The sequence below is a fragment of the Nitrospirota bacterium genome (genome assembly GCA_040757595.1).
Taxonomy (GTDB): Bacteria; Nitrospirota; Nitrospiria; order Nitrospirales; family Nitrospiraceae; genus JBFLWP01.
Window position 1 is genome coordinate 90378 of the sequence record JBFLWP010000003.1, and the last position, 11665, is coordinate 102042.

The 11665-nt window shown below is 65.3% G+C and carries 12 protein-coding genes; 7 read left to right on the forward strand and 5 right to left on the reverse strand.

All coding sequences use genetic code 11. The features are described 5' to 3' along the window. Positions 1-140 precede the first annotated feature (140 nt). The 3 genes from AB1411_04020 (at position 141) to AB1411_04030 (ending at position 1986) form a co-directional block, all read left to right on the forward strand. Complete coding sequence (locus tag AB1411_04020; protein ID MEW6542760.1) at positions 141-758, forward strand: methyltransferase domain-containing protein; 618 nt, start codon at positions 141-143, stop codon at positions 756-758. A 285-nt stretch (positions 759-1043) separates the two neighbouring features. Next, entirely contained in the window at positions 1044-1289 is a 246-nt protein-coding gene (locus tag AB1411_04025; protein MEW6542761.1) for a hypothetical protein, read from the forward strand. Beyond that, positions 1273-1986, forward strand: coding sequence for a S16 family serine protease (locus AB1411_04030; GenBank protein ID MEW6542762.1), 714 nt, complete (start codon positions 1273-1275; stop codon positions 1984-1986). The genes AB1411_04025 and AB1411_04030 overlap by 17 nt, the downstream gene beginning before the upstream one ends. Positions 1987-2129: 143 nt before the next feature. Here the strand turns inward: AB1411_04030 and AB1411_04035 are convergent, their stop codons facing one another. Beyond that, positions 2130-4376 (reverse strand): radical SAM protein, encoded by a 2247-nt coding sequence (locus AB1411_04035; protein ID MEW6542763.1) that lies wholly within the window; start codon positions 4374-4376, stop codon positions 2130-2132. A 187-nt stretch (positions 4377-4563) separates the two neighbouring features. Between AB1411_04035 and msrB the strand changes: the two genes are divergently transcribed. Beyond that, the gene (gene msrB, locus AB1411_04040) at positions 4564-5013 is read left to right on the forward strand and encodes a peptide-methionine (R)-S-oxide reductase MsrB (protein ID MEW6542764.1); all 450 of its coding nucleotides are present in this window, start codon (positions 4564-4566) and stop codon (positions 5011-5013) included. A 6-nt stretch (positions 5014-5019) separates the two neighbouring features. Here the strand turns inward: msrB and AB1411_04045 are convergent, their stop codons facing one another. Next, positions 5020-6123, reverse strand: coding sequence for an SAM-dependent methyltransferase (locus AB1411_04045; protein MEW6542765.1), 1104 nt, complete (start codon positions 6121-6123; stop codon positions 5020-5022). A 166-nt stretch (positions 6124-6289) separates the two neighbouring features. Here AB1411_04045 and AB1411_04050 point away from each other — a divergent pair, with 166 nt between their 5' ends. The 3 genes from AB1411_04050 to AB1411_04060 all read left to right on the forward strand — a co-directional run bounded on the left by AB1411_04050 (position 6290) and on the right by AB1411_04060 (position 8937). Beyond that, positions 6290-6862, forward strand: a complete 573-nt coding sequence (locus tag AB1411_04050) for a DNA-3-methyladenine glycosylase I (GenBank protein MEW6542766.1) — start codon at positions 6290-6292, stop codon at positions 6860-6862. Further along, positions 6859-7719: an NAD(P)-dependent oxidoreductase gene (locus AB1411_04055; GenBank protein ID MEW6542767.1), complete on the forward strand. Its 861-nt coding sequence runs from the start codon at positions 6859-6861 to the stop codon at positions 7717-7719. Before AB1411_04050 ends, AB1411_04055 begins: the two co-directional genes overlap by 4 nt. 294 nt (positions 7720-8013) lie before the next feature. Beyond that, positions 8014-8937 (forward strand): hypothetical protein, encoded by a 924-nt coding sequence (locus AB1411_04060; GenBank protein ID MEW6542768.1) that lies wholly within the window; start codon positions 8014-8016, stop codon positions 8935-8937. Between the two features lie 25 nt (positions 8938-8962). Here the strand turns inward: AB1411_04060 and AB1411_04065 are convergent, their stop codons facing one another. Genes AB1411_04065 through AB1411_04075 form a run of 3 tightly spaced genes read right to left on the reverse strand, consistent with a single transcriptional unit; the run spans position 8963 to position 11405 of the window. Continuing rightward, positions 8963-9265 carry a hypothetical protein gene (locus AB1411_04065; GenBank protein MEW6542769.1) on the reverse strand — a complete coding sequence of 101 codons (303 nt, stop codon included), beginning with the start codon at positions 9263-9265 and terminating at the stop codon, positions 8963-8965. Positions 9266-9304: 39 nt separating this feature from the next. Next, a complete protein-coding gene (locus tag AB1411_04070) occupies positions 9305-10333 on the reverse strand; it encodes a class I SAM-dependent methyltransferase (protein MEW6542770.1) in 1029 nt (342 codons plus the stop codon). 28 nt (positions 10334-10361) lie between these two features. Then, positions 10362-11405 (reverse strand): hypothetical protein, encoded by a 1044-nt coding sequence (locus AB1411_04075; protein MEW6542771.1) that lies wholly within the window; start codon positions 11403-11405, stop codon positions 10362-10364. Positions 11406-11665 lie beyond the last annotated feature (260 nt).

An 11665-nucleotide genomic window follows, 5' to 3' on the forward strand; every position in this document is an offset into this window, starting at 1 on the left:
CTCCTCTGGCTTGACGACCCCCGCCAAGCTACCGGCTGAGCCTGCCCGAGTCAAGCCGGAGGCCGGCTTGACAGGCTCCGCCGGTTCCGATATCCGATGGGGGAATAACGGAGGGCGTCCACGATCAGCGGGGTGTTCGGATGAGACGACTGGTCGCCTTGCTCCTGGCTCTTGCGGTCTGCCCGTCCCTGGTGGCCGCCGCCCCGAAGGACCGGGAGCGGTGGGATTCCCGGTACGGCGGAGAGGGCTATCTGTTCGGCACGGACCCGATTCCCTTCCTCGCCCAGCACGTCCACCTGCTTCCGAAAGGCAAGGTCCTCGACCTCGCCATGGGCGAGGGGCGCAACGGGGTCTATCTGGCGGCCCAGGGGTTTCAGGTCGTCGGGTTGGACATCTCCGAGAAGGGGCTCGCCAAGGCCAGGAAGCTCGCCGAGGAGCGGCACGTCTCCATCGAGACCCGCGTCGCGGACCTGGAGGAGGTGCAGCTCGAGCGGAACGTCTACGACGTAGTGCTCTGCACCTACTACGTCCAGCGGGACCTCTTCCCCCGGATCAAAGACGCGCTCAAGAGCGGCGGGGTCGTCGTCATTGAGGATTATACGGTTGAGTACCTCAAATACAACCCGTCCTTCCCGAAACCCTACGTGCTCCAGACGAACGAGCTCCTGGAACATTTCAAGGACTTCAAGATCCTCCGTTACCAGGCTTACGACGACGGGAAGACCGCCTACGCCAGCCTGATCGCCCAGAAGCCCTGACCGGAACTTTTGTCCAGGATGTCGGTTCCTCCTTGATTCTGTCGGTTTGCGTGTTACAATAAGGCCGTGATCGGGAAGAGACCTGGCGAATCCTCTCCGAATCCCCTGCTCTCTCCCCCACGACGTTTTGCCGGTCGCTCCACCGGCGGCCCCAGACGGCTGGGCCCGCAAGCTGGCGCCACCGTGAGAGTTCTGCGCCGCGGCGGGTGAAGGGCCGTTCCTCTCAAGCCCCCGCCCGGACTTGACGATACTCTTGTTAGGACGCAGAGCACGGAGGGGCCACCTGTGGGCGACGCACGAAAACAACCGAGACCGCTCAGCCACGACGAAGCCAAGGCTGCCGAAGCCGCGTTTCAAGGCCGGCCCTTCAACGAGGACTGGTCGGAATCCGCACGGACGATCTATGACGGTCTGATGGACGCGATGCGCAAGCGGAGCGGCATGTGGAGCGACGTCCCGTTGTTGGACGATCGGTCGCACGACGGCGAGACGGAACTCGACTACGTCACATCCTATGGCGAAACGGAATGACATGACCCAGCGGACGACGAGGGCGGAGAACCGGGCCAAGCGCGGTTCGTCCCGTCTGTGGTGGTCGTTCGGCCTGCTCGCTTCCCTGATGCTGCTCGCGCCCCAGGGTGCGGGGGCCAGCACGTGGCCCTCCCATCGGGAGCAACTTCTCCCGATCGTGGGCGTGACCGTAGGGCAGAGGCCGACCGGGATCGTGACGAACCTCATCCTGTCCTTCGACGATCGGGGGGATCATGAAGGCCTGGTCGTGCAGTTCCGCTCGACCCCCGGGCGGTTCTCGCGGATGGCCCAGACCGCGGTCGAGCAGGCGATCTACCGAACCGCCAAGGCCGCCGGCCTCTCCACCGACTCCTGGACCGTGGTGCTCAGCGTGCCTTACGAAGGCGTGACCATCTACGGGGACAGTCTCTCCGCGATGGTGGCGCTGGGGGTGGTCGCCCTGGCCAAGGGGGACTTCATTCCGCCCGACCGGGTGATGACCGGGACCGTCGCGCCGGACGGGCACATTGCGCCGGTGGGTGCCGTGCCGCTGAAGGTCGCGGCGGCGAACGAGGCGCACATGCACCGTGTGCTGGTGCCGGACGAGGTGGATGTCACCGACGGGGATTGGAAGACGCCCTTCCTCGTGCAGGTGTCTCCGGTCGGATCGGTCAGCCAGGCGTATGAGGCCTTGACCGGCCGCGCCCTCAAACCTTGACCGGGCGTTGAAAAAGGCCTCCAGCTTCGTTCTCGCATCGCTTCCACCCTCAACGTACAACTGAAGAGTACGCCTCGGGTGTTCACTCGCTGCGGCCTCGCTGGGCGGCCTTTTTGAACGCCCGTTAGTCGTTTGTCCAACCCTCAGACTAGCAGCAGGCCGGCGCGCCGCGCCTGATCCCAGGCGTCGGTGCGCAGCAGCCGGTCGAAGGCGCGCGGTCCCCCAAGGGGATAAGCCGCGCGCACATCCCGGAGCCAGGGATAGCCCTCTCCCCTCTTGCCGTGTTGCGGCGTCGCCTCCCGGATCAACTCCACGAGCCAGGCCGCCTTGTCCGGCGGAAGCGTCAGCACGACGTCCTCGGTCCGGCTGGGCAGAATCGCGCGGGCCCGATGCCGTCCGGCCAGCTCGACCACCGGCGTCCCCCCGATCCAGACGAACCGGCGCTCCCATGATTGCGATCGCCGCTCGTGGCCCGTACGGAAACCGCCGGCCCCGTCATCCGCGAGCCGGGGCTGAGCCAGAGCCCGAGCGACCCAATTCCGCGGGACAGGGGGCCGTGCCAGCCGACGGGCAGCCGGATGCTTGAACCAAGCCCGCACGTCGGACGCGAGGCTCTCCCCCTCCATGTAGGCGTCGAGCGCCAGCCGCAACCCGTTGCCCAGCCAATCAGGGGCCTGCCCGACCGGATCCCTGTGCGTCAGATCGTTCTCCGCAAAGCCGCCGAAGGCCGGCCCGGTGAGCCGGATCCCGTGGACGGTCGGGTCCAGCCCGACGGGACTGTGGGCGGTTGCCACGAACCGGTGCCAGAAGGCCGACTGGATCAGATCGTGGGCGAAGAGCTGCCGGACCCGCTCCAGACTCTCCACGGTCTCCGCGATCGTTTCGCCGGGGAAGCCGTACATGAGATAGGCGTGGACCAGGATGCCCGCTCGGCGGAAGGCCGCGGCGACGCGCGCCGCCTGATCCACGGTGATCCCCTTCTTCATTGCGGCCAGCAGCCGGTCGCAGGCCGTTTCCAGACCGGCCGTGACCGCGATGCAGCCGGAGGCGGCCAGCAGCCGGCAGAGGTCCGGCGTGAAGGCCTCTTCGAAGCGAATGTTGCCCCACCAGGAGATCGTCACGTCCCGCTCCAGCAGGGCCAGCGCCAGCCCCTTGAGCCCCGCGGGCGGCGCGGCCTCGTCCACGAAATGGAAGCCCCGCCGCCCCGTCTCGGCGAGCAGAGCTTCGACCCGGTCTGCCAGGATCTCCGCCGGCGCGGCCTCATACCGTTCGATGTAGTCCAGCCCCACGTCGCAGAAAGTGCATTGCTTCCAATAGCAGCCGTGCGCGACCGTCAGCTTGTTCCAGTGTCCGTCAGACCAGAGCCGGTGCATGGGGTTCAAGGTGTCCAGGATCGAGAGGTACCGGTCGAGCGGCAGGCCGTCGTAGGTCGGCGTCCCCAGCTCGGCCATGCCGAAGTCCCTCGCGCCCGCCCCGTCCCGCCAGACCACGGTCCCCTCGACGCGCAGGAAGGTCCGGCAGAGCTCGGTCTGGTCGCGCTTCCCCTGGAGGTGCTCGAGCAGGCAGAGGAGCGGCCGCTCCCCGTCGTCCAGCGTCACATAGTCCACGAGGTCGAAGACGCGCGGGTCTTGCAGCCGCCGCAGCTCGGTGTTCGCGTAGCCGCCGCCCAGCACGATCCGCACCGACGGCTGCCGCGCCTTGAGGGCCTGGGCGATCCGGAGGGCTCCGTAGAGGTTGCCGGGGAAGGGCACGGTCAGCCCGATGGCCGAAGGTCCCGTCGCCTCCACGTGCCGCCACAGGGCCTCCAGCATCAGCTCGTCCGTCAGGCTCGGAGGCTCGGCGAGCGCCTGGGCGATCGGATCGAACGAGGAAGCGGATCGGCCTATCTGCTCCGCGTACCGGCTCAGGGCGAACTGCGGAGCGATCGTCTCGCGGATGAGGTCGGCCAGGTCCTCCAGGTACCGCGTCGCCCAGTGCTTCGCCCGGTCGGCGGAAGAATCGGCACGGAGGCCGGGAGGCTTGGGCTTCGCGGATGCGAACCGGGGCCCTTGCGGGAGGAATCCGCCCTGGCAGATGCGGGGCGCCAGGGCGGGGTCGGCTCCCTGCAGGAAGGCGATCACCGGCTCGATCGTCGCGAGGTAGTCTCGCTCGAGCGCCAGCATCTGTCGGGCCTCGCCGGGCAGGCTCCCCGGTCGAGCCCGAATCTGCGCGAAGGCCCGCGCGAGCCCGGACCGCGAGAACAGCGCGAGCGCCAATTCGATCCCCAGGTCCGCCTGCGCGACGGAGTAGCCCCGCGACCGTAGGAAGCCGGTCAGGTAGGCGGTGGACGGATAGGGGGTGTTCAACTGGGTGAGCGGCGGGATGAGGAGGAGCAGAGAGCCCTGGGACATGCCAGAGAACTACCACATGCGGCACCGGATGGCCAGGGAGCCACTCTGAGCTCGGGAGGTCGGTGTAATGATCCGCCGGGAACCTAGACTAACAGGGTAGGAACGACGGGCGATGGGCTGAGACGGGAGGGACGCAATGGAACGGCGGACGGTGCTGAAAATGGGGGTGGCGCTGGGGCTGGGACTTATGGCAAAACTGTTCGGAGAGCGGACCGTGTTCGCCAAGGAGGCGGCCGTGAAGGAAACGTTCGAAGTCGTCAAGACCGACGCGGAGTGGAAGGCGCGGCTCACGCCCGAGCAGTACCAAGTGCTCCGGCACGAGGCGACGGAGCCGCCGTTCCAGAACAAGTATTTCGACAACAAACAGCCGGGGACCTATGCGTGTGCCGGTTGCGACCTGCCGCTGTTCTCCTCCGAACACAAGTACGACAGCCGCACCGGCTGGCCGAGCTTCTGGCAGCCGATCGACGAGAACGCGGTCCGCACCAGGACCGACTACAAGCTGATCTTCCCGCGCACCGAGGTCCATTGCCGGCGCTGCGGCGGCCACCTGGGCCATGTCTTCGAGGACGGCCCTCCGCCCACGGGCCTGCGGTACTGCATCAATTCCGCCGCGCTGAGTTTTGTCCCCGCCTGACGGACGTCAATCTTCGTCGGGCTTGGCGATCAGGAGACAGACCGTGAGCCACCGGCAGCGGGTGGCGGAGGGATCGGCTTCGATCTTGCGGCGCAGGGCCGCGTAGAAGTCTTCGACGAGTTGCTGCCGGGCGTCCGGCGACCGGTCGGAGTCCAGGGAGCGGAAGAGCGGCGGCTCGCTCCAGGCCCGGAACCAGGCCGTGAGGGCCGCGGCGTAGGCGCGGGCGTCCCGGCCGTGCTCGTACTGCTCCCAGAGGGGATCGGGCAAAACGACCGGCGAACACTCCTCCAGCACCAACTGGGCGCTCAGCGGACCCCGTTCGAAGGGCTCGCGGAACTCCTCGATGCGCCGGTTGTAGGTCGGCACCAGCATCCGCTCATATTCCCCGGTCCGCAAAGCCCTGGCCTCCGTGAGTTCCCGCAGGGCCCGGTTCGCCAGGTCCAGGAGCCCCTCCCCGCCGCTCAAACCCCGCTCGTCTGCGGCCCCGGCCAGGATGACCAATCGGCCGCCCGGCCGCAGCTCGTGCGCGCGATGCTCCAGGAACCGCTGCCAATCCTCCCGCCCCTGTTTCGCGAAGGCCTCGGCCAGTTGGCCTGTCGCGCGCGGGGTCCAGATGTGGTCCGGCATGGTCGCGGGGACCTTGCTGAGCCAGTGCAGGGCGATAGCCGACCAGCCCAGGCTCACCTGCCCGGCCGGGAAGAGCCGCTCGAAAAAGGACCGGCCGGTGGCGAAGGTGAACACGTTCGAGGCCCCGCGCAGGTAGCTCTCCGGCGAGGACTCCAGCAGCAGGAAGAGCGAGGAGAAATCGTTGGCCGGCTGGTCGTTGTGGACGATGGCGATCGGCACGGCCTCCGAGGCCCGCCGGCGGACCAGGCCGATGACGGTCTTCATCGGCTCGAGCGAGTTCCGCCCTTCGGATGACCCGTAGTCGGCGACGAGGAACGCGCCGCCCGGCTCCGGCAGCGGCACGGCCTTGACGGCCCGCTCGAGCAGGGGCAGCCCGTAGGCGATCGCGCTGCGCTGGAGCTGCGAATGGGTATTGTAGAAGCCCTGTCCCCGCATGACGGCCTGGTGGGCGGGCACGGGAGGCCGGGTCTCTGATGGGCTCATAGGGGCTCCTGGAATGGATCCTCGAACATGCGCGGCAGCCAGCATTCTGCCGGGAGTCGGAACGGATTGCAAGCCGGCCGTCCGGCCCTGCGCGACGGCCTGAATCCTCGCGGCAAATCCCCTATAATGGCGGCCCGTGACGAAAAGCCGGGGAGACAAACCGCAAGTGACCCGCTGCGCATGGGCGACGACCGATCCGGCCGTCCGCTACCACGACGGGGAGTGGGGCGTGCCGGTCCACGACGACCGGAGGCTGTTCGAGTTCCTGATCCTGGAGGGAGCCCAGGCCGGCCTGAGCTGGGAGACGATCCTCAAGAAACGGGAAGCCTATCGCGCGGCCTTTGATCGCTTCGACCCGCGGGCCGTCGCGCGCTATGACGGGAAGAAGATCCGGCGCCTGCTCGCCGATCCCGGCATCGTGCGCAACCGGCTGAAGATCGCCGCAGCCATCCGGAACGCGCGCGCCTTCCTGGCCGTGCAACGGGAGTTCGGGAGCTTCGACGCCTATATCTGGCGATTCGTGGGCGGGAAGCCGATCGTGAACCGGCGGCGCTCGCTCAAGGAGGTGCCGGCCCGCACGCCCGAGTCGGACGCGATGAGCAAGGATCTGAAGCGGCGCGGGTTCACGTTCGTCGGCTCCACGATCTGCTATGCGTTCATGCAAGCCGTCGGGATGGTCAACGATCATACGCTCCGCTGCTTCCGGTACCGGCAGCTCAAGGAGGGGAGGAGCCCATGACGATCGCATTTCTGGGAACCGGCCTGCTGGGCCGGCCCATGGCGGAGAAGCTGGCGGCGGCCGGGCATGCGGTCGTCGCTTACAACCGGACCGTCGCCAAGGCTGAGCCGTTGTGTCAGGTCGGCGCCGTGGTCGTCGCTCGGCCGGAGGAGGCGGTCCGTGCCGCCTCCTGCACGATCCTGATGCTGGCCGACGCGCGGGCCATCCGCCAGGTGCTGCTCGAGACTCCCGCGCGCCAGGAGCTGGCCGGCCGCACCGTGATCCAGATGGGTACGATCGGCCCGCAGGAGAGCCGGGCGCTCCAACGGGAGGTCCTCGCGGCGGGCGGCGACTATCTGGAGGCGCCGGTCCTGGGCAGCATCGCTGAGGCCAAGGCCGGCAGGCTGCTCGTGATGGCGGGCGGAACCCAGGAGCAGTTCGCCCGGTGGGCGGACCTGTTCCGAAGCTTCGGGCCGGAGCCGCGTCTGATCGGCCCGGTGGGCCGGGCCGCCGCGCTCAAGCTGGCCCTGAACCAGTTCATCGCGGCGGAGATCGCGGCCTTCTCGCTCAGCCTGGGGCTGGTCTTGCGGGAGGAGATTCCGGTGGAGACCTTCATGGGGGTGCTGCGGGAGAGCGCCCTCTATGCCCCGGTCTTCGACAAGAAGCTTCCGCGCCTGCGCGCGCGCGACTATGCCAATCCCAACTTCTCGACCCGACACCTGCTGAAGGACGTGGATCTCTTTCTCGCGGAAGCGGAGACGCTCGGGCTGGTCACCGAGAGCCTGGCCGGTGCCCGTGCCCTGTTGAGCCGGACGGTCGAGCGGGGCCTGGCCGAGGTGGATTACTCGGCCGTGTATGACGCGATCAATCCGCGATAACCGGATGTTGAAAAAGGCCTCCAGCTTCGTTCTCACCACCCATTGCACGAAGCCAAGCAATGGGTACCCGCCGTCTCCCTGCGACGTACCAGAAAACGTACGCCTCAGTCGCCGTACTCCCTGCGGCCTCGCTGGGCGGCCTTTTTGAACATCCTGACCTGTGTTTTGCCGTCATCGGTTTGACATGAAAATCATAAGTCACTATCCTTCCGTGGCCAATGCCAAATCAAAGGCAAAGTCGCCAACGTTCCAGCAAGCGCTTCGGGGCGGGAGAGCTTTTTTAGTTGGTCCGCCATGTCCAAGAAGCAGATAGCTCCATTGAGAGATGCGCAGAGATTTTGCAGGGGTGAGATTGAGCGCATGCTCAAAAACTCTCAGACCAAGGTCATCATGCCCGTGATCACGCTTGGGCTGCTTCGTGAGTTCTTAAAAACGGGCAGGCAGGTATTCAGCGACAAGGAAATCGGGGGCACCTATAAGGCTGCCGTCAAGGACCTGAAAGACTATCTCCATCACGATGTCCATTTTGGCGCCAAATACTACGACGCCTATGGAAGCCGAATGTCTCGTTACAGCGTCCTCAAGCCGGTTGGGCACCTAAAATACAAGCTGATGCCGCCCTACACAGAGGTTGCGCAGCCCCTTTGCGAGTGGATTCCTTCCAGGGTCAATCAGCACATTCAAGAGCGTTTGGGTGTGATCCCATCGCTCCAGGATTCAAGTAATAGAGTGGCTCTGGCCAGTGACAAACAGCGGCTTTTGGGTCTGATTCATGAGCAGATCAACAAGACGGCGGCTAACTTTGAGATTTTCAGCTTTGCCGTCCTGAAGGTCCATTTGGAGAAGTTCGCGTGCAAGATCTATCGTGACACACGAACTGCTGCCCACGACCAAGGAGTTGATCTTTCCACCAATTTCGGCGTCGTTTATCAGGTCAAAAAGCTCCAAATCAGAACGGAATCGGAAGCTGACCAGGTGTATGCTGAGCTCAAACTTAACTTTGACAACAAGCGCCTTCAAGATGGCAATGTGATCTTGGTCATTGATGACATCTCAAAGGGAGTGAAGAAATACCTCATCGACATGAAAGTGCAGTCTATCAGCAGGCAGGACGTCCTGAAGCTTGCGGCCAATTTTGACGAACCTGAGGACAGACAGAAGGTGCTACGAATTGTTTATGAGGAATTCCGTCGGGAGTACTCGAGCAGAATCGAATGAGTTGTCAGGACTTGTGCGGCCAGGATTAAGCCATATTCGGAGAAACGATTTGCTCAACCAAATCTTCTGCCATGCGGAGTGCTTTTTCTTCCGACACAAAGTGTTTCTCAAACTTTGTGATGTAGTCTACTGGGTAATTCCCCTCCACCACGCAGGTGGTTGCTCCGCCAAACCCATCAGCTTCTACGACAACGACCTCGTCTTCTAGTGCATAAAGTGGTGAGAGGTAAAGGACAGCGTCCGGAGCACTGATCCCCATGTCCCGACGAATCGCATCAACTTCCGCCTGCAGGCGCTTGAGTTGTTTTAGCTGCTGGTCTCGGCTCATGGCTTAGCCCTCCTAGTGGCTTACTAACAATCCAAGCCGCTATCGAGGCTTCTTGGATACGAACGTGGGGAAGATGCCCTGCGTGTCGGGCACGGTCTGCACGTCCCGGAAGCCTGCCGCCTCCAACTGACCCTTCACGACTTCCCTCGGCTTCACGAGCGACTCCCACAGGGCTCCGACCAGCACCGTGAGGACCACGGCCTGGAGCCGCCAGTGCGTCAGGTTGATCCGCCTCCAGACATACTCGGTGTGCGGCACGACGTGGCCCGTGACGAAGACCCCGCCGGGCTTCAGGGCTCCGTACACGTGGCGATAGAACCGCTCACACTGCTCGTTGGTCAGATAGATGTTGAGGCCGGAGGAAGTCAGCAGGTCGAACTCCTCGCGGACGGGCGGCTTCGAGAACCCCGGCGCGAGCGCGTCGCCTTCGCGCAACTCGACTACGACGTGCGGCGGCCGGCCGGCAGAGAGGAGGTCGGCGAAGGCTTGCGCGCCTTTCAACGCCTCCGGGTCCTTGTCGATCCCCACCAGGCGCGCGCCCGTCGTCAGGCGTCCGAAGTCCAGGGCCAGCAGGTCGCGCATGCGGCCGCAGGGCAGGCTGGCCAGCACGGCTCCGTCGCGGAGCAGGGGCTGGGTGTGCCGCTGGTGGAGCCTGGCCCGCTCCTGCGTGGCGAGGAACAGCGGGAACGTGAAGAAGGCCAGCTTGTCGAAGAGACAGAGGGCGCCCTCTCGCTCCTCTCGCCTGAGCGTCGCATGGTAGTCGGCGTCGAACAGGAGGTCGGTGATCCGCCAGTTGAGCCCGCGCGCGCAGAGGAGGAAGCGGCCGACCTCGCTCTTGGCCGCCTCCTCGGCGAGCGAGCGCAGGAAGGCCCTCGGCTCCTCGAACCGGAGGCCGCAGGCGGTGCCGAACTCGGCCCGCACCTGCTCCATCAACGGTTCCAGGCCGAAGCCGTACTTGGTCTCGAACCGGCGCGGGTCCAGGGTCTCGACCCGCTTGGCCGCGCCGTCCAGGGCCTGCTCGATGGAGTTGGCCTCGGCGAGATGCGACTGGAATCGTTCGGAAGACATGCGGGGGCCATTCTAGCACTCCGTGAGGCTAGAACGTCCACAGGAGGGAGAAGAAAACGCCCTGCCGCCGGGCGTTCGCCTGGTTCAGGTTCGTCACCGAGACGGTCCCGTTGCTTCCGAACGCGGTGGAGGTGCCGCCGGTGGTTTTCATGTCCCAATAACGATAGCCGGCCTCGAACGTGAGGCTTTGCCAGAGCGTGAGTCTTGCCGCGCCTTCCATCTGGATTCCCTCGCCGGTCGCGATATCAATGAAGGAAGGATCGTGCTTCAGGTCGGTCCGGAGGTTGTGGTTGTCGTCGTTGCGGTAATAGGTGTAGGGGACGTAGAAGAGGCTCCCGACGAGCTGGACCTTCGTGAGGACCGGGAGTTCGGCCTGCGAGAACAGGGGGACCGCCACCTTGGGGCCGAGACGCAGGCTGATCCATTGCACGGTCTCGGTGAGGGCCGTCACCGTGGTGGGTTGATCGCGGGCCCCGCCGCCGGAAATGTCAACGATCCCCTTCGCGCTGTACTTCTCCGTCCAGTACTGGAATCCGAGCAGCAGGTCCGCCGCGCCGACCTGGTCCGCATACTTCCAGCGAAGGAGTCGCGGCCCCACGTCCAGGGAGACGTACCAGACCTGCCCGTCGGTCGAGGGGCTGAGGGTGTTGCTGCACACCGTGCCGGGGATCGGAGACCCGGTGCAGGTCCGGTTGTTGTTGGTCCAATCCAGATCCTGCAGGGTCCCCTTGGACGAGATGGCTCCATAGCCGAGAGACAGGTTGGCCACGAACCGCTGAATCGCCAGATCGGCCGCCAGCTCGTAGATCGGGATGTTCTGCCCCTGGAAGATCAGCTCCGAGAGGACGTTGGGCTGCCCGCCGCTGCCCTGGATGTTGTAGGCCAGCTTCCCCTGACTGAGCCAGATCCTTCCGCCCAGCGTGAACGTGGACGGATAGTCCCCGCTTCCCGTCAGATCGCCGGAAAGCACCTTCTGGATGAGCGGCTGAGGAGTGGACTGAGCCAGCGCCAGGTCCAGCCCGGACAGCCAGACGGATGCGATCACGGCGAACGGGATGAGCCTGGCACGCATCAAATGTTCCCGGTGGACGGAACGGCCGACGGCGGCTCGACGCGGGAAGATAGGTCCAGTACTAGCCAGGGCGAGCGGGACTGTCAAGGAAGGGAATCCTCGATATTCGGGTGCGGTCAGTTCCGAGCCCTGACGCACAGGCTGCGGCGCAACGCAGAGTCCGCTGTCCAGCCGGATCGCCTCCCCCGCTGACAAAGGCGGCTGGGGGCTGATGCCGCCGGGCCGACTGTGATACAACCAGGCCTGTCACCCACGCGGCA

Bases quoted from the DNA above. Each gene is read 5' to 3' on its own strand.
- AB1411_04020 (MEW6542760.1), top strand. From the start codon at position 141: ATGAGACGACTGGTCGCCTTGCTCCTGGCTCTTGCGGTCTGCCCGTCC.
- AB1411_04030 (MEW6542762.1), top strand. From the start codon at position 1,273: ATGGCGAAACGGAATGACATGACCCAGCGGACGACGAGGGCGGAGAAC.
- AB1411_04035 (MEW6542763.1), bottom strand. From the start codon at position 4,376: ATGTCCCAGGGCTCTCTGCTCCTCCTCATCCCGCCGCTCACCCAGTTG.
- msrB (MEW6542764.1), top strand. From the start codon at position 4,564: ATGGCAAAACTGTTCGGAGAGCGGACCGTGTTCGCCAAGGAGGCGGCC.
- AB1411_04045 (MEW6542765.1), bottom strand. From the start codon at position 6,123: ATGAGCCCATCAGAGACCCGGCCTCCCGTGCCCGCCCACCAGGCCGTC.
- AB1411_04055 (MEW6542767.1), top strand. From the start codon at position 6,859: ATGACGATCGCATTTCTGGGAACCGGCCTGCTGGGCCGGCCCATGGCG.
- AB1411_04060 (MEW6542768.1), top strand. From the start codon at position 8,014: ATGTCCAAGAAGCAGATAGCTCCATTGAGAGATGCGCAGAGATTTTGC.
- AB1411_04065 (MEW6542769.1), bottom strand. From the start codon at position 9,265: ATGAGCCGAGACCAGCAGCTAAAACAACTCAAGCGCCTGCAGGCGGAA.
- AB1411_04070 (MEW6542770.1), bottom strand. From the start codon at position 10,333: ATGTCTTCCGAACGATTCCAGTCGCATCTCGCCGAGGCCAACTCCATC.
- AB1411_04075 (MEW6542771.1), bottom strand. From the start codon at position 11,405: ATGCGTGCCAGGCTCATCCCGTTCGCCGTGATCGCATCCGTCTGGCTG.